We start from the raw sequence: 16,619 nt of genomic DNA, 5'->3' as shown, positions 1-16,619 counted from the left end.
AGACTGTGAAAGTGGAAAAAGCGAATATCACCCGAACATTTTATGAGTTAGAATGCAGCCACTTAAAATCAGAGATACGAACCTCTGCTAAAGAGCTTTCAAACATTCTTGCAGATGGTTACGTGGAGTTTGGCAGTTCAGGAAGGGTATGGAAACGAAAAGATTACAATAACAATCATGTACTTTCGCCAGATGTATTTGAGATCTCTCATTTTCATGTAGACGTATTGTCTCCTGACTGCGTATTAACTACCTATCATCTTATGAACCATACGGCAGAAAAAAAGACGCTTCGCAGTTCTATTTGGCGAAAAAGAGAAGAAAAGTGGCGCTTGTTTTTCCATCAAGGCACAGTGACAAACGGTGAGTAATAAATAAGATTATTCGGTTATTATTATACTTTCCCTCTATTTGATGCTATGATGAAAGTATATTTTGACGTAAGGGATGTTTTGAAATGAGCAAAAATAACGTAAAAAAAGAAGTGTTTTCATGGATTAAGTCCATTGTTATTGCATTGGTTATTGTAGTGGGAGTTCGCCATTTTTTATTTGCGCCAACTACGGTTCACGGTGAATCGATGTATCCAACGTTTGAAGATTCAAATCGCGTTATTTTAAATAAAATCAGTGATGTTGATCGCTTTGATATGATTGTATTTCATGCACCGGATGCAGATGAAAATTATATTAAACGTGTAATTGGACTGCCAGGAGATACGGTAGAAATGAAAAACGACGTTCTGTATATTAACGGAAAAGCTTATAAAGAGCCGTATTTAAAAGAATCTAAAAAATCTCTTGCACCTAATGAAAAATTCACGGAAGATTTTACGCTTCAAACGCTGCCCGCAACTGATGGCAAAGTGAAAGTGCCGAAAAATTCACTGTTTGTAATGGGTGACAACCGTCCTGTAAGTCATGATGGACGAGCATTTGGCTTTATTTCACAAAAATCAGTGATCGGAAAAGTGCAGTTTCGCTACTATCCGTTAAATGAAGTGGGCGAACCGAAATAAAAAAGATAGAAAGACTGACGAAATTTAATCCGTCAGTCTTTTTTTGTTGGGTGAAAAGAACTGATTTTAAAAAAACGATTTGCTTTATGCAAGTTAAACATCTTCTAAGAAATTAGTAAATTAGATCTTGTTTTTTTCTTTATTTAGGAAATCATAAGGGTGTTTAAAAAGGGACTTCTAGGTACCTATGTTACTTCAAAGTAAGAGGTAGTACTGATAGATAAGCAGTTTTTATGGGTATACAGATATATGAAGATAAAGAAGTAAGGATTTTGGAAAGGAGCAGGTCAGCATGAAAAACGTATTAATCATTAATGGACACGAGTATTATAAAAAGTCAAAAGGAGAGTTAAACCAGACGATTTTTAATGAAATGCAGCATTTACTCGCTGATCAATTTGACATTAAAACAACGGTGGTTGATAAAGGCTACGAAGTAGAAGAAGAAATTGAAAAGTGGCTATGGGCTGATGTTGTGATTATGCAGACGCCTATTTACTGGTTCAGCATTCCCGGAAAGTTTAAGCAATATATTGATCGCGTGTATATGGATAACATTTTCTTTAAAGGTTCCAATCAATACGGGCGAGGCGGCTTATTAACAGGGAAACAATACATGTTTTCTCTTACATGGAATGCGCCGGAAGCGATTTTTAACAATGACGAAGCTTTCTATGAAGGAAAAAGTTTAGACGAAGCCATTATGCATTTGCATAAAATGAATCAGTACGTCGGTATGAGTCCACTTCCAACGTACTCTATTCACGATGTAGTTAAACATCCAAACATTGATCACTACAAGCATAAATTACAAAATCATGTAGCAGAAGTATTTGGAATAGGAGAGCATCGTTAAAAATAGAGTTGATCGTTTTCTGAGAGGCTCTATAGATTCTAGAAAAAAACATAAAAAAGCGGCTTTATCTTAGATAAAGCCGCTTTTTTATGTGACAGTTTCAAACTTCAGGGTGTGAGGTGGGGTAGTTTTTGTTTACCCGTCTATATCTAAATAAAACAATCTAAATGATAATGAAGTAGAAATTATTTATTCCGTTTGTTTATAAATTGTTTAAATATAAGATGAAGCAGTTTAGCTTTGGAAAATAAGGGAAGAAACATACTAACTTGCCTGTGTATATTTAGAAAAGGAGGGATAAAGATGTCGTTAGCTCATTTTGATGATATTTCAGAAATTTGCTATGCATGTGAAAAACAGCCTCTTGGGAAAAGACAAAAACGCATTGGCGTATGGACGGAAAAAGAAATGAGAAAGCCTGTTGAAGAGAGAGTAGAAAATCAGAAGGTGGTCGCCCTTTCTCGTTAATGTAAAAAAGCCTTTAGCTCATCTAAAGGCTTTTTTACATATTGGCGTTTGGACATGTGTGAAGGGTCATAGAAGCAATCGTTATAAATCTTCTAGTCTTTGAACTTTTTTGCCTTCTATTTTATGCTGTTCCATCGTTTCTTTTAACTCTTTGTTCGCCGTTGTCATGGTCGTTTCATTTGTTACGCCCATAAATGACCAGCCGTGAGATTCAAGCCAGTACTTGAATTCCCGCAAAAACTCTTCCTGCGTTCCTCCCGTATGATAAAAAGCTCCTTGAATCGTAATAGCCGGTTTTTCCGTATTATACGTTACATACATTTTATTTGCACACATCCAAATGGACCTCCTTTATTAATAAACAAACGTAAATTGACAAAGAAGCGCTGAATCATTCCTCAATAGTTACACTATTTCTCTATTTGACTGCTGTTTTCCTTTTAATCTCTGCGATTAATCATAATTAAATCAAGTTTTTTACAGAAAGAGGAATGTAAGTAAACAGATAAAAAGCGCGTTTCGCAATGAAATCGTCATATTTCTACATATTCTTTAAGGGTCATGTAAAAGTTGTAACATAATGAATGGCACTGTAAGAAACTTAATCCAATTAGAACAAATGTTACTGTTTTTTTTAATGAAAAGGCGAATCTATGTGCTAAGGTAATAACAGGTTCAAATTTTAGGAGGTAGTTTTTGTGAGTAAAAAACGTGTAAAAAAATGGGCAGTTGCTTCTGCAGCGTCTGTAGCATTTCTAGCAAGTCAAGGAACAGCATCAGCAGCAGCTTCGCACAAAGTCGTAAAAGGAGATACCTTGTGGGGGCTTGGCCAACAAAATGGGGTTACGGTAGATGAGCTGAAAGGCGCTAATAACCGCCAAAACGACATGATTTACGTTGGAGAAACATTAACGATTCCTGACCAGGGACAAGTACAATCTGCCGCTAGTCCGGCAACATCTGTACATACAGTAGCACAAGGCGAAACGTTATATCATATTGCAACACAAAACGGCATGACTGTGGATCAGTTAAAAGCTGTTAACGGTTTACAAAGTGATATCATTACCATCGGACAAACATTAAAACTTCAAGGAGAAGCACCGGCGCCGGCACAAACTGCTCCGTCTACATCGGTTTCTGCACAAGATCAAGATTTACTAGCTAGATTAGTAGAGGCAGAAGCAAAAGGTGAGCCGTACCAAGGAAAAGTAGCGGTAGCAATTGTGGTATTAAACCGTGTAGCTTCACCGGAATTCCCAAATAGCATTCACGACGTTATTTATCAGCAGCTAGGAAACGGCGTATATCAATTTTCACCAGTAGCAAACGGAGCAATTAATCAACCTGCATCAGAAGAATCAAAACGAGCGGTAAGCGAAGCATTATCAAACCCGCATGAAAACGATGCGCTGTTTTTCTATAATCCGAAAATCGCTGAAAGCCAATGGGTTGCAACGCAGCAAGTAACGGCAGTTATCGGAAACCATGTATTTGCAAAATAAGTAGATTTCTTTCAAATATAAACATATATTTCATATATATGTAATATTCATACAAAGAGTCTGCTACAAAAGTATCTTGGTTAAAGTAAAATCCAAACTATTAATATTGATAGTTTGGATTTTTTTGTTATGGTGAACGTAGGTTTCGTATATGTAGAGGTACTTCTAGCTGTTGATTGGAGGGGAAGGAGAAGACTCCTGGGGAGAAAATGGAACAAATGAGACCCCGCAGGAGCCCATGCAAAGAGGAGGCTTATCGGCCGCCCGCGGAAAGCGAGGCCTTGCACGGAAATCAACAGCGGTGAAACAAGCAGTCCAGATCATTTATTCCTATTATTCGTCTTTAAATGAGGGCGAGTTAGGTATGTTTTAATCTCTTATGTATGAAGAGAGAAATAGCTCTTTTTAAGTTTAATTGAACCTTAAAATGCCTTAACAGATCCATCTGTTAAGGCATTTTTTTGCTTTAATTTTAAGAAAACCATTGATTATTTAGAGAATAATGGTATTATAGGGGTAGTCAATTGATAATGATAATCATTTACATATGATATAGAGGAGGAGATAACTAGACTTCTAGATGAAAGAAAGGAGCAAGGAAAGTTGAAGTTTTATCAGTTAATTCTTGTGTTTGCTGTACTAGCGGTTTCGTCTCTTTTTGTAGGAGTACAAGACCTGTCAGCGATGGATCTGTTTCATTTAACAAAAGAAGAAAGCCAAACGCTGTTTTTTAGTCGTTTTCCTAGGCTTTTGAGTATTATTATGGCGGGAATGAGCCTTAGTATTTGCGGGTTAATTATGCAGCAAATTACGCGAAATAAGTTTGTCTCTCCAACAACTGCAGGAACGATGGACTGGGCAAGACTTGGTGTGTTGATTTCTCTACTAGTATTTGCTTCAGCAAGTCCTCTATTAAAAATGAGCATTGCTTTCATTTTCTCACTTGCGGGCAATCTATTGTTTATGAGAATACTAGACAGAATTAAATTTAACGATACGATTTATATTCCACTAGTTGGTTTAATGCTCGGCAGTATCGTAAGTTCCCTAGCTACCTTCATCGCTTACAAATACGATTTGATTCAAAACCTTTCTTCATGGCTGCAAGGCGACTTTTCGCTAGTAGTCAAAGGGCGATATGAACTTTTATACCTGAGTATACCGCTCTTAATAATTGCTTATCTTTACGCAGATAAGTTCACGGTTGCTGGTATGGGAGAAAGCTTTTCAATCAATTTAGGCGTGAAATACAAACAAATCGTAAACATTGGATTAGTCATTGTTTCGCTTATTACGTCGATTACGATTTTGACCGTTGGCATGCTGCCTTTTTTAGGATTAATCATCCCAAATATCGTATCGATTTACCGTGGAGATCATTTACGAAAAAGCCTGCCTCATACAGCGGTGCTTGGAGCTGTATTCGTACTTGCGTGCGATATTTTAGGCAGAGTCATTATTTTCCCTTATGAAGTTTCTATTGGGTTAATGGTCGGTGTAATAGGAAGTGCGATCTTTCTTTTTATGCTGATAAGGAGAGGTCGTTATGCATAACAAATATAAAATTATTATTCTCGCCGCGCTGGCTATTTTGTCGGCTGCGCTGTTTATCAGCTATGATTTAGGCTACTGGCAGTACACGCTGCCGCGAAGAATTGAAAAAGTCGCTGCGATTGTTTTAACCGGAGGAGCGATTGCGTTTTCATCCGTTATCTTTCAAACGATTACCAATAATCGAATTCTAACTCCTAGTATTCTAGGACTGGATTCACTGTATTTATTTTTGCAAACGTTTATTGTGTACATCTTTGGCTCGACGAATATTGTCATCATGAACAAAAATCTTAACTTTCTTCTTTGCGTTTCGCTGATGATTATCTTTTCGGTCTTGCTTTACATACTGATGTTCAAAAAAGCCGGTAAGAATATTTTCTTTATTTTACTGGTTGGAATTGTGTTCGGCACGTTATTTAAAAGCATGTCTTCATTTATGGAAATGCTGATTGATCCGAATGAATTTCAAATTGTACAAGATAAATCATTTGCAAGCTTTAACAATGTCAATACTGATTTGCTATACATAGCAGCGGTTATTTTTATCCTGCTTGGCATTTACGTATGGCGTTTTACCTCCATTTTTGATGTTCTGTCGTTAGGAAGAGAACATGCGGTAAATTTAGGTATTGATTATGACAGGCTTGTCAAAAAAATGCTGATTGTGATCGCCATTTTTGTCTCAGTGGCCACAGCTTTAGTTGGGCCGATTACCTTTCTTGGACTGCTTGTTGTGAACCTTGCGAGAGAACTGTTCAAAACGTACAAGCACACCTATCTAATGATGGGATCACTGCTGCTTAGTGTTATAGCCCTCGTCGGAGGAGAATTTATTGTTGAAAAAGTGTTCACCTTCAGCACCACGCTGAGCGTCATCATTGACTTTGCCGGCGGAATTTACTTTATTTATTTGCTGCTAAAGGAGAATAGATCATGGTAGAAGTAACAAATGTCAGTAAAAAATACGGAGAAAAAACCGTTTTAGAAAAAACATCTGTGGTGATTCCAAAAGGGAAAATCACGTCATTTATCGGCCCAAACGGAGCGGGGAAAAGTACGCTGCTTTCCATTATGAGCCGTCTTATTAAAGCCGACTCAGGATCAATATCAATAGAAGGAAAAAATATAGAGAATATTGACAGCTCGGATTTAGCCAAAAAAATGAGCATTTTAAAACAGTCCAATCAGCTGAATATCAGACTTAGCGTACGTGAACTCGTAAATTTTGGCCGGTTTCCTTATTCAAAAGGCCGGTTAACAAAAAGCGATGAACAAGCGGTTGATCAGGCGCTGAGTTATATGAAGCTTGAAAGTATTCAAGATAAATACTTAGATGAACTGAGCGGAGGACAGTGTCAGCGAGCTTTTATCGCTATGGTCATCGCACAGGACACGGAGTATATCTTCTTAGATGAACCGCTCAATAACTTAGATATGAAGCATTCTGTTGAAATTATGAAGCTGTTGAAACGTCTCGTAGAAGACTTAGGCAAAACCATTGTGATTGTCATTCACGATATTAATTTTGCGTCTGTCTATTCGGATTACATCGTGGCGCTTAAAAACGGTGAAGTGATCCGTGAAGGCCCAACAGAAACCATCATTCAAACATCTGTATTAAAGGATATATACGATATGGATATTCCAATCGAAACGGTTGGCGGACAGCGTATTTGCGTTTATTTTTCATAAAATTTATTCATGAGGTGACAAAAGTGAAAAAAGTGTTAGTAATGTTTGTAGCAGTCTTAACGGCGATTGTTGTGGCCGCTTGCGGTAATCAAGGAGCAAAAGAAACAACAGGTGGAGAAAGTAAGAAAAAAGAAACGGTAACGGTAACCGATCAGTTCAATAAAGACGGAATTAAAATTAAGAAAAATCCTAAAAAAGTTGTAGTATTCAGCATGGGTGCACTTGATACGCTAGATAAACTAGGCGTTGAAGTAACGGGCTTGCCAAAACAAGCGATTCCTGAGTATTTATCAAAGTATCAAGATGATAAGTATGCGAATGTAGGTGGCTTAAAAGAACCTGATTTCGAAAAGATTGCAGAACTAAAGCCAGACTTAATTATTATTCAAGGCCGCCAAGCAGATTCATTTGATGAATTTTCAAAAATTGCGCCGACGATCTATATCGATACGGACAACCAGCACTATATGAAGTCATTTAAAGAAAACACAAAAGTACTAGGACAAATTTTTGATAAAGAAGATCAAGCGAAAAAAGAGCTAGCAGCAATTGATAAGCAAATTGCAGATTTGAAAAAACAAGCGGACAAACTAGATAAAAAAGCGCTTGTAATGATGGCAAATGACAGCAAAATGACAGCATTTGGTCCAGGGTCTAAATACGGATTAATTCATGATGTATTTGGTATCAAAGCAGCAGACGACAGCCTAGATCCATCGGCTAAGCACGGTCAAAGCATTGCATATGAATATTTAGTTAAGCAAAACCCGGACTACTTATTCGTGGTTGACCGCGGCGCAGCAATTGGTGAAAAATCATCTGCTAAACAAATTGTTGAAAATGAGTATGTAAAAGAAGTCAATGCAGTGAAAAACAATCACGTTGTGTATCTTGATCCAGGTCTTTGGTATTTATCTGGAGGAGGCCTTGAGTCAATGGCAGGCATGATTAAAGAAATCAAAGCAGGGATAGAGAAATAATAGAGAAAAAGGAGCTGGTTTTAACCAGCTCTTTTTTTATGCATGGACTGGGGCAAGCTTTTCCCTGTACCAAATTATGATATTAATAAATACCCTGAATGAAGAAAATTTGTCGAGATGGGCTATCATAACACGCAATTTGATTTTAGGTCAGATCCACACAGAATGGAAGAAATATTCCAAGGGCAGACGCCAAGCAGAAATGGCGGAGACTTGAGCGTAACGCCTCCACCGGAAGCTTTTCCCGTTCCTCACTTATCTGAAATGCCAAATGAGCACGCTCCAGGTTTAGGAGACATGAACGCTTAAAAATATGTGAATTAGCTTTAGTGAATTAGAACTAAAGTAATTTAAAAAACATTGACTGAGGGCTAGTAGTCAATGTTTTTTTATGTTTTTTGAGCTGCTATTCCTCTAAAGGCAAGAACATCTGGCTGTTTTTATAAACTTCGGATGAAATGTGTGTTCATTTAATTGTTTTTTATAAGAAGAAAAGGGAATACTTTCTTTAATCGCTTGCGATAGAAAGTTAATAAGGGGCATGCTGCTATGAGTAGTCAACAAGATGAATTTTTATTTAAAAGAGAGCTCTATCGCTTAGTACAAGAATACAAACGCTGTAAAGCTGAAGAAATTAGACGGGCAATTAAAAAGGATATTCTTCTTTTGAAGAAGGTTATAAATAACTGAAATAGACAAAAACTAGAAAAAAGCTCATGCTAGTTAATAAATGAGCTTTTTTTCCTGCTTTAGACTTGTTCAAACGAATTAGTATGTCTATACATGATCTTGGGAAGATTATGAATCATATTAAACAGAGCTAACGCAGTTGTTTCTGGTTCTTTATAACGATGAATAATATCGTTTTCAATGTCGCAGATTTGAAAACTGTTTAATTGGTTTGAATAACTTAGTGTAAACCTATTGGCAAAAGTATGAGTAATGTCGCTATCTCTATAATTTACTAAATTTGCTATCATGTGCTTAATTTCAGTTAGGTTCATCCACCAAGTCACCCTTTCATGTTATTTAGGTTATCATACCATGTCCAGGTAATTCGAATACTGTTTTTTACAATTTGTAACAACAATTTTTAAAATGAAACATAAAGGTAATAAAAAGTTAAAACGAGCAGCTTAACGTACGCTGAATATTTCCTATGAGGGTGTAGGATTTTCTTTGTAGTGGGTCAACTCTAACTTTTTATCCTCGATTTCTTTTAGCCCAATACGAATCATACTGAATACCAAAATCCATAATATAACCGTTAAAATCGTATGTCCCGCTGGGAAAATACCTAGTATAGGTGAGTCCCAAAGAGCGTGCATAAAAACGACAAGCAAAAATACACCGAGAAATTTGGGCTTTATCAACATGTTCCACTGAAATTTCTTATCTCCTTGCACGATGCAGATGGCAGCGCCAGTCAAGGCAGCCCAAGCCACATGTCCTCCAGGAGCAAAAATACTGCGCCAGAGTATTGTAGAATAGAGCATGTGAAAGCTGCCGGAAAGAAGTGCTCGCAAAGCATAGCCAGCGGTTTCAAAAGCAGCAAAACCAGCTCCTATTGCAGCTCCTAAGAGAAGTCCGTTAAGGATATATCTATATTTAAGATTGCGTACAAAATAAATAACAGCGATAACTTTAGCCAGTTCCTCACATATTCCAATCACGATCACGTTTGTGTTATTTCCAAGAATATCATAAAACACAAGTGCTAATAAAAGTGAGAGGATTCCGCCAATAAAAACGACATAAACAATTTTGTAAATAGCAATATTCTGCGGAGCGTTCATTTCCCAAAAGAAAATGAGCGTAGTAAATGGCACTGCAAAAGCACCGACTACAATAAGACCGGGTATAAAGTTGATGTTTTCGAATAAGCTTACGCCTAGATATAGTCCTAAGTATGCAACAAGCGCAATAAGAAAGACCCTTGCAAAAAGCCAAGGCTTTGGCCATGTATTTACAACTTCTTCTATTTTAGGAGTCGTAAGCCCTGTTCCTACAATAAAAAGCCGTTCAGCTTCCATTTCACTGTGCTGTCGGAAGACTCGAGAGAATATATTTCGAAATTTAGGTTCAACCGAACGTTCATTTCTTGGAATTTTATCAACACGATGGGCAAACAAGTAGAATATGCTGTAGTTTTCATCGTGGTCCACGATTTCATGGCCGCAATTTAAGCAGAATTTTACCCCTTCCGGATTAGAATAAGCGCAATGGGGGCATTTCATTTATCTTCCTCCTCTTTCTTTTGACGCTTGTCTTACGATATCTTCTACATATATTATGTGAGTTGATGAAAAAAAGCATAAGAGGGTTTGGCAGGTAATTTGCTTAAATAATGGAATGGTACAGAAGCTATTGCTGAAAGAGACCTCATGAAAGCTAAAAAAGGCTGCGTCATAAGGCGAATATTCGACTTACAGCACAGCCCTTTATATGATTAAAAATGTGGATGTTTATAATGCTACTACGCAATAAAAAAGCTTCCTGAAATAAAAATGATGACACCAATGACCATCATTAATGTTTCGCGGTCTTTTTTTCCTGTTTTTTTATTAGCAGGAAGCAGCGATTTTGAAAGAGGCTTGGCAAAAATGATGACAAGCATGCAAACAGCAGCAAAGATGCCAAGCGCCACTTGGAAATTACCTTCAATAAAGACGCATGCCATTAAAAGTACAAGACTTATTTTTAGAAAAATTTTTGATAGGTTCACTATCAACACTCCTTTAGAACACTTAATACGAAAGACTTAGTGATTTTTTTATGTGCCTGTTGTTTTCTACGGCTTGAAGGAGAAAATGAGCGACATCAGAACGGCTGATGTTGCGTCCGTTTTCTGGTATGCTAGCTTCTCCTATACGATAATACGTGGTTAACGGACCGCTCGTTAGACCCATTGGCCGAGCAACGGTCCAGTCGAGTCCGCTTACCTTCAAGAGCTTCACGGCTTCGTGATGGTCGCGAAGCACATTTTTTAAAATACGCTGAGCAAGCCAGCCCGTCATGCCTGGAATTTCTCCGTCGATTCCGGCTGAAGCCGTGTAGGCGATACGCTGAATTCCGTTTTCGTTCATACATTGAATCAGCAGATTTGTCGTTTCTACTAAAAGGGTAGAATGCCCTAGATTTTCGGTTCCCAGACAAGAAATGACTGCATCACACCCTCGCATAGCCTGACACACTTCATAATAATCAAGCACGTCGCCTTGTATGATGTGTACGTTCGCATGCGTTACCTTAAGCTTAGATGGATTTCGCACAAAAGCTTTTACATAATGTCCGTTTTTAATCGCTTGCTTGATTACTTCCTGTCCGGTCCTGCCGCTTGCGCCAATCAAAAAAATGTTCATACGATCAACCCTTTCGTTTCAATGTAGGTAGTAAAAACGAAATTTTCTTTTACCATAACACATTTTTCTCGATTTAGCTTGTCAAAACATAAAAGCTACTTACGAGATTCACCAAAGTAAGAGGTATCCTCTGTTCTTTTTTAAAACTTATGTCATAGACTGTCTAGAAAACAAAGAAATGTACGAACGGTTTATAAAGGTGTTTAATGCTTGAGAAGCGAAAGGGTATTATAAGAATAAGGGACGAACAGAAGGGGCGATGCACGATGAAAAAATCGGTAAGCCGAGCACGTGTTATCATAGTACTAATAGGTTTTCCGCTCATCTTTCTCATTATGGCGCTTGTGACCGGTGAGTGGCGATATATGACTTGGATGATCCCGCCTGCACTGATGTCATGTTGGACGGCACTCTTCGTATTAAGAAAGCAAGAAGAAAGATAACAGGAAATTTGAACTATTGCATCGAATTTATAGAAAAAGTATAAAATGATAGAAAGCTATAGTAAGAAAATTTAATGAAGGACGGTGTGAAGATGAACGGACAACAGTTATTGTATGGGTTGCTTACGTCTAAAGGCGATATCCTAAGAGCTGCTTATGTGTTATGTGACCACCGCATTTATACGGAAATGTCAGCACAGTATCAGCAAACGGAGCATACGGATTTTCAAGCATCATTGGTAGAAGAAATGAAATTGCTTGAAAAACAGCCTGAAGTAGACATGCATCTGCATATTTTGCTTGAAATGGCGAAGTTTTTTGAACTTCCCGTTTCTCATGCTACAACAAACGGCGAGCTGTACGAGTTAAGCGATAACATTGGAAATTTGCTTGTATCTAAATACAATGAGCTGTTTTCAATTGCACGCTGTCATACGCTAGAAGACGTAATGCGCCATCAAATCCGACTGTTCTTTCATCTAATTGATTCGCAATACATGATTGCTACAAATCGTCAGCAAGCTGTGTTTCAGCAGCAGCTGATGAATTGGATTGAGCAGCTTCCTCCCATGTATCAAGAAAGAATGATTGATGTATTAGGAGAATATCAGCAGGCAGCGCTTGTGAAACTGCTGCAAAAAAAAGGGACAATCGAGCTATACAAACAGCTTCCTCCGCACGCATACCCTGCTATTTCAGGCCTTATGGCAACCGTAATGAGTATCTTTATTCCCGTTAATTACCCGCCAGCACTGCTATTTAGTATGAATGCGCCGCTTTTTTTAATGGCGAGCTTTGAAAGTCATGAAATTATTGCAAAACGCAAAGAAGCTGGAACGTTTTTACCGCTGTTATTAGTAGTTGTTCAGCTGATGTGGACGTACAAGCTTGAGCATCAGGATGAGCTGTTGAATTATCAGTCTCTATTGATCAAGTGGTCATCTGTACACACAACGTATCAAGATTATGTAAAAAAGAAAGAGCAGTCACTGTTTGATCGTGAACGGTTAGACAACTTTATTTATAAAACAGAGCAGTATGTTAAGCAGCTCTGCGCTACGGAGAAAAAGACGGTGAAACAAATTGAAACGCTCAAAACAGCCATTCGCCATCAGCTTGATGAAATGGAGCTCACATCGTTAAACGGAGGGCTTGTGCTTCAAAAAATGATTGAAGAGCATGAATCATTAAAACAGGATGTAGAAGAACTGCAGCGCAAGCTTTCGATTAAAGGTGACTTCTTCTCTAAAGTAAGGCTGACGTTCCGTTCTGCAGAACGAGCTGTCAAAAGCAAAGTGAAAGAAGTAGAGCGTAAAAAAGTGCTTATGCAAATGACGGACTTTATTTTAGCAAATCGCTTGCCCGTATGCGTGGATATTCAAAATGAAATTTATGATTATCAAGACGAGCTGACGACGACTATTTTTCAAATTAATCAGCAGGTCGAGCTGCTTGAAGAAACAAAACAAAGCCGCCAGCTAGCCGATGCAAAAGTACGCCGCTATGATCAAGAAATAAAGCGATTTGAGCGGAACTATTATGGCTTAAAAGAAGGAACAGTTGAAGAAATGGCACAGTAAAACTGGGACAAACGTATTTTATCCGAACGAGTTTGATTCTTTATGGAGAATCAAACTCGTTTAGTTATGTCTCAACCTTATTCTCTGTCTGTAGGAGCGGACAGCTGATCTTTATACTCATCTACATAGAGCATGCCGTTTGTTGACACAACTGCATACAGCACTTGGTTCAACTGAAGCTGACGATTTGAAAGTTCAAGGTTGATCCATTGTTCGGTATATTGAGGTGTTAAATTTTTATGAATAATTTCTCCGTCCATGATGAGTTCTATCGGTAAATTCATTTCTTTAAACGGCTTAGACAAAACGTCCTGTTTGGCAATGTTTTGATAAGCAGTTTTCTTTAATACCGACAGTTTTCCGCTTACTTCTAAAACAGCAAATTCTACTTCAGCAATGTTGAACGTTCCTAGTTCTCGTAAATGCTGATTCAAGTCGTCAATGGAATATTTGACTTTTTTCATATTTGCTTCAAGAAGCTTTCCTTTTTCCATAATAACCGTCGGGCGTCCTGTAATCCATTTTCGCAAGCGCCTGCTTTTTAGAGCTGTTGATGCTAAAAGAAAATGAATAGCCACAAGAAAAGCAAAAGAAGCGAACATCGGCAGAAATTTTAATTTTAAATCAAATCCCATATTTGCGATGAACGACCCAATAATGATGGACATCGCAAACGTAAAATGATTGTTATGGGTGTTAATTTGTTTTCCAATCAGGAAAGTTGTAATGCTTAAGATAATAAAAGAAACAAAGGTTCTAAGAAGGGACATGAGAATGTCTTCCATAGGTTGTGATGTCACCTGCTTTCTCATAAATAGAAAGAGTATCTATCTCTATAGCGTTATCCATTTAAAGGATCGTTATACAAGAAAAAACATCAAGAAGAAGTGCGGATAATTCGTTCACATTCGGCTACTTAAAAAGGGGTAGAAAGGCTGTAGGTAAGGGATAGAAGCGAACAAAAAGAATGTGCAAATTCCTTTGAAATTTTTTGGAGGATTTGTTACAATAAAGGTGCTTATTTTTGTTCGGTAAGGATAGTTCGAAGTGTTCGTCTTGACTTATTGTAAGAGCAGGAATAGAGTAATACACAATGTGTGGATTGTCACACAAGGAGGAAAAGAGATATGTTACAAGGTAAAGTAAAATGGTTCAACGCTGAAAAAGGTTTCGGTTTCATCGAAGTAGAAGGACAAGACGATGTATTCGTTCATTTCTCTGCTATCCAAGGCGAAGGTTTCAAAACTTTAGAAGAAGGTCAAGAAGTTACATTTGAAATCGTTGAAGGCAACCGTGGACCACAAGCTGCTAACGTTCAAAAGTAATTTTTTTTATAAAGTTTAAGCCGATCAGCAGAACGTTTCTCTGGTCGGTCGTTAAACTAAACTGGGAGAAGGCCCCTTTTATAAAAGGGGTCTTTTCTTGTTCGCTTTTTACACCTTGTTGACGATTTCTTTGATTTTGCAGAAGTATTCAAATATGAAAAAAACTAGTCACGCAGTATAAAAAAAGCGTATAATGAAATGATGAAAATAGGAATTGTAGAGCAGAAAGGATTTTAAAACGTATGAGCAACCAACTTCAAGAAACGATGGTCGATTCACGTCGTACATTCGCCATTATTTCTCACCCGGATGCCGGGAAAACAACGTTAACAGAAAAAATGCTGTTACTGGGCGGAATGATTCGTTCAGCCGGAACGGTTAAAGGAAAAAAATCAGGCAAGTTTGCTACATCTGACTGGATGGAAATTGAAAAACAGCGTGGAATTTCAGTTACATCAAGTGTTATGCAGTTTGAGTATAAAGATCACTTTATTAACATCTTGGATACACCAGGACACGAAGACTTCAGTGAGGATACGTATCGTACCTTAACAGCTGTAGATAGTGCGGTCATGGTTATTGACGGAACAAAAGGAATTGAAGCACAAACGCTTAAGCTTTTTAAAGTTTGTCGTATGCGCGGTATTCCCATCCTAACGTTTATCAATAAATTAGACCGTGAAGGAAAAGAGCCGCTTGAGCTGCTTGAAGAAATTGAAGATGTACTTGGTATCGAATCATACCCTGTAACGTGGCCAATTGGCATGGGGAAACGATTCCAAGGAACGTATGACCGTTTTTCAAAGCAAATTGAAGTGTATCAAGGAAACAAAGAGTCTTATTTTGCAGACTTTGACGGTGAAAATATCGACGATGAAATTAAAAAACACGTCGATGAAATGTATTTACCAGGCTTAGTGGATGATTTATCTCTATTAGACGAAGCAGGTAATGATTTTTCAATTGAAAAAGTAAAGCAAGGCTTATTAACGCCTGTTTTCTTCGGAAGTGCGATTGCGAACTTCGGCGTACAGTCTTTCTTTAATTCATTTTTACAATTAACATCACCGCCGCAGCCTCGTGAATCAACGAATGGCACCGTTCAGCCTACGGATGAAAACTTCTCAGGTTTCATCTTTAAAATTCAAGCGAACATGAACCCAGCTCACCGCGACCGCATTGCGTTCGTACGCGTATGTTCAGGAAAATTCGAGCGTGGAATGAACGTAACATTAGCAAGAACGAACCGCAAAATGAAGCTAGCGCAGTCTCATCAGTTCTTGGCATCAAGCCGTGAAACAGTAGACACAGCGTATCCAGGGGATATCATTGGCTTGTATGACTCAGGTACGTATCAAATTGGCGATACCATTGTAGGAGAGGGAAAAGTATTCGAATTCGACGCTCTTCCAAAGTTCCCGCCTGAACTGTTTGTAAAAGTTCGTGCGAAAAACGCAATGAAATCCAAGCACTTTGAAAAAGGAATTAATCAGCTTGTACAAGAAGGGGCGGTACAGCTTTACCGTACGCCGTTCTTTGGAGATTATATTTTAGGAGCAGTCGGTGAACTTCAGTTCCAAGTATTTGAACATCGTATGAAAGGTGAGTACAATGTCGATCTTGAATTCACACGCATGTCTCACAACATTGCAAAATGGGTAGACAAAGCAACAATTGAAGATCGCATGCTAGATTCTCGCGTGATGCTAGTAGAAGATCGTGATAAGCATGCTGTTCTTATGTTTGAAAACGATTTTGTATGGCGTTTGTTCCAGGACAAATATCCATCTGTTAAATTCCTAGATCCGTTTAATCTATAAAAGAGTATAAAAAAAG

Annotated in this window: 19 protein-coding genes and 1 pseudogene; 15 read left to right on the top strand and 5 right to left on the bottom strand. The window is 38.0% G+C overall.

Going from position 1 to position 16,619, the window contains the following annotated elements:
* Positions 1 to 11 precede the first annotated feature (11 nt).
* From MKX72_RS16255 to MKX72_RS16240, 4 genes are all read left to right on the top strand, one after another.
* Positions 12 to 371, top strand: coding sequence for a nuclear transport factor 2 family protein (locus MKX72_RS16255; RefSeq protein ID WP_028414471.1), 360 nt, complete (start codon positions 12 to 14; stop codon positions 369 to 371).
* An 86-nt stretch (positions 372 to 457) separates the two neighbouring features.
* Entirely contained in the window at positions 458 to 1,018 is a 561-nt protein-coding gene (gene lepB / locus MKX72_RS16250; RefSeq protein WP_028414470.1) for a signal peptidase I, read from the top strand.
* Between the two features lie 292 nt (positions 1,019 to 1,310).
* Entirely contained in the window at positions 1,311 to 1,874 is a 564-nt protein-coding gene (locus tag MKX72_RS16245; protein ID WP_034267823.1) for an NAD(P)H-dependent oxidoreductase, read from the top strand.
* A 303-nt stretch (positions 1,875 to 2,177) separates the two neighbouring features.
* Entirely contained in the window at positions 2,178 to 2,342 is a 165-nt protein-coding gene (locus MKX72_RS16240) for a hypothetical protein (protein ID WP_013057894.1), read from the top strand.
* A gap of 81 nt (positions 2,343 to 2,423) precedes the next feature.
* On the opposite strand, the gene MKX72_RS16235 is transcribed toward MKX72_RS16240, so the two are convergent.
* A complete protein-coding gene (locus MKX72_RS16235) occupies positions 2,424 to 2,678 on the bottom strand; it encodes a hypothetical protein (protein WP_013057893.1) in 255 nt (84 codons plus the stop codon).
* A gap of 362 nt (positions 2,679 to 3,040) precedes the next feature.
* Between MKX72_RS16235 and MKX72_RS16230 the strand changes: the two genes are divergently transcribed.
* The 8 genes and pseudogenes from MKX72_RS16230 to MKX72_RS16195 all read left to right on the top strand — a co-directional run bounded on the left by MKX72_RS16230 (position 3,041) and on the right by MKX72_RS16195 (position 8,763).
* Positions 3,041 to 3,847, top strand: coding sequence for a cell wall hydrolase (locus MKX72_RS16230; protein WP_033580528.1), 807 nt, complete (start codon positions 3,041 to 3,043; stop codon positions 3,845 to 3,847).
* Between the two features lie 172 nt (positions 3,848 to 4,019).
* On the top strand, positions 4,020 to 4,220 hold the full coding sequence (locus MKX72_RS16225) for a hypothetical protein (RefSeq protein WP_033580529.1): 201 nt from the start codon (positions 4,020 to 4,022) through the stop codon (positions 4,218 to 4,220).
* Positions 4,221 to 4,450: 230 nt separating this feature from the next.
* A complete protein-coding gene (locus tag MKX72_RS16220) occupies positions 4,451 to 5,401 on the top strand; it encodes an ABC transporter permease (protein WP_028414467.1) in 951 nt (316 codons plus the stop codon).
* A complete protein-coding gene (locus MKX72_RS16215) occupies positions 5,394 to 6,341 on the top strand; it encodes an iron chelate uptake ABC transporter family permease subunit (protein ID WP_034267834.1) in 948 nt (315 codons plus the stop codon). The genes MKX72_RS16220 and MKX72_RS16215 overlap by 8 nt, the downstream gene beginning before the upstream one ends.
* On the top strand, positions 6,335 to 7,093 hold the full coding sequence (locus MKX72_RS16210; protein WP_028414465.1) for an iron ABC transporter ATP-binding protein: 759 nt from the start codon (positions 6,335 to 6,337) through the stop codon (positions 7,091 to 7,093). The genes MKX72_RS16215 and MKX72_RS16210 overlap by 7 nt, the downstream gene beginning before the upstream one ends.
* A gap of 23 nt (positions 7,094 to 7,116) precedes the next feature.
* On the top strand, positions 7,117 to 8,073 hold the full coding sequence (locus MKX72_RS16205; RefSeq protein WP_155007946.1) for a siderophore ABC transporter substrate-binding protein: 957 nt from the start codon (positions 7,117 to 7,119) through the stop codon (positions 8,071 to 8,073).
* A 36-nt stretch (positions 8,074 to 8,109) separates the two neighbouring features.
* Positions 8,110 to 8,382: pseudogene (locus tag MKX72_RS16200) on the top strand (manganese catalase family protein); the annotation flags it as partial.
* 240 nt (positions 8,383 to 8,622) lie between these two features.
* Entirely contained in the window at positions 8,623 to 8,763 is a 141-nt protein-coding gene (locus MKX72_RS16195; RefSeq protein WP_176343797.1) for a hypothetical protein, read from the top strand.
* A gap of 467 nt (positions 8,764 to 9,230) precedes the next feature.
* Here the strand turns inward: MKX72_RS16195 and MKX72_RS16190 are convergent, their stop codons facing one another.
* The 3 genes from MKX72_RS16190 to MKX72_RS16180 all read right to left on the bottom strand — a co-directional run bounded on the left by MKX72_RS16190 (position 9,231) and on the right by MKX72_RS16180 (position 11,435).
* Positions 9,231 to 10,310, bottom strand: coding sequence for a PrsW family intramembrane metalloprotease (locus MKX72_RS16190; protein ID WP_098627532.1), 1,080 nt, complete (start codon positions 10,308 to 10,310; stop codon positions 9,231 to 9,233).
* A 239-nt stretch (positions 10,311 to 10,549) separates the two neighbouring features.
* On the bottom strand, positions 10,550 to 10,798 hold the full coding sequence (locus MKX72_RS16185) for a hypothetical protein (protein ID WP_033580533.1): 249 nt from the start codon (positions 10,796 to 10,798) through the stop codon (positions 10,550 to 10,552).
* A gap of 22 nt (positions 10,799 to 10,820) precedes the next feature.
* The gene (locus MKX72_RS16180; protein ID WP_034267848.1) at positions 10,821 to 11,435 is read right to left on the bottom strand and encodes an NAD(P)-dependent oxidoreductase; all 615 of its coding nucleotides are present in this window, start codon (positions 11,433 to 11,435) and stop codon (positions 10,821 to 10,823) included.
* 535 nt (positions 11,436 to 11,970) lie between these two features.
* Between MKX72_RS16180 and MKX72_RS16175 the strand changes: the two genes are divergently transcribed.
* Entirely contained in the window at positions 11,971 to 13,458 is a 1,488-nt protein-coding gene (locus tag MKX72_RS16175; RefSeq protein WP_340760406.1) for a hypothetical protein, read from the top strand.
* A 77-nt stretch (positions 13,459 to 13,535) separates the two neighbouring features.
* On the opposite strand, the gene MKX72_RS16170 is transcribed toward MKX72_RS16175, so the two are convergent.
* Positions 13,536 to 14,258, bottom strand: coding sequence for a DUF421 domain-containing protein (locus MKX72_RS16170; protein WP_235918738.1), 723 nt, complete (start codon positions 14,256 to 14,258; stop codon positions 13,536 to 13,538).
* Positions 14,259 to 14,585: 327 nt separating this feature from the next.
* Between MKX72_RS16170 and cspD the strand changes: the two genes are divergently transcribed.
* On the top strand, positions 14,586 to 14,783 hold the full coding sequence (gene cspD / locus MKX72_RS16165; RefSeq protein ID WP_013057877.1) for a cold-shock protein CspD: 198 nt from the start codon (positions 14,586 to 14,588) through the stop codon (positions 14,781 to 14,783).
* A 242-nt stretch (positions 14,784 to 15,025) separates the two neighbouring features.
* Positions 15,026 to 16,603, top strand: a complete 1,578-nt coding sequence (locus MKX72_RS16160; protein WP_028414456.1) for a peptide chain release factor 3 — start codon at positions 15,026 to 15,028, stop codon at positions 16,601 to 16,603.
* Positions 16,604 to 16,619 lie beyond the last annotated feature (16 nt).

Source organism: Priestia sp. FSL R5-0597 (genome assembly GCF_038006305.1).
Classification (GTDB): Bacteria; Bacillota; Bacilli; order Bacillales; family Bacillaceae_H; genus Priestia; species Priestia zanthoxyli.
The sequence above is the reverse complement of the archived record's forward strand: the minus strand, read 5'-3'. Positions and strand labels throughout refer to the sequence as shown.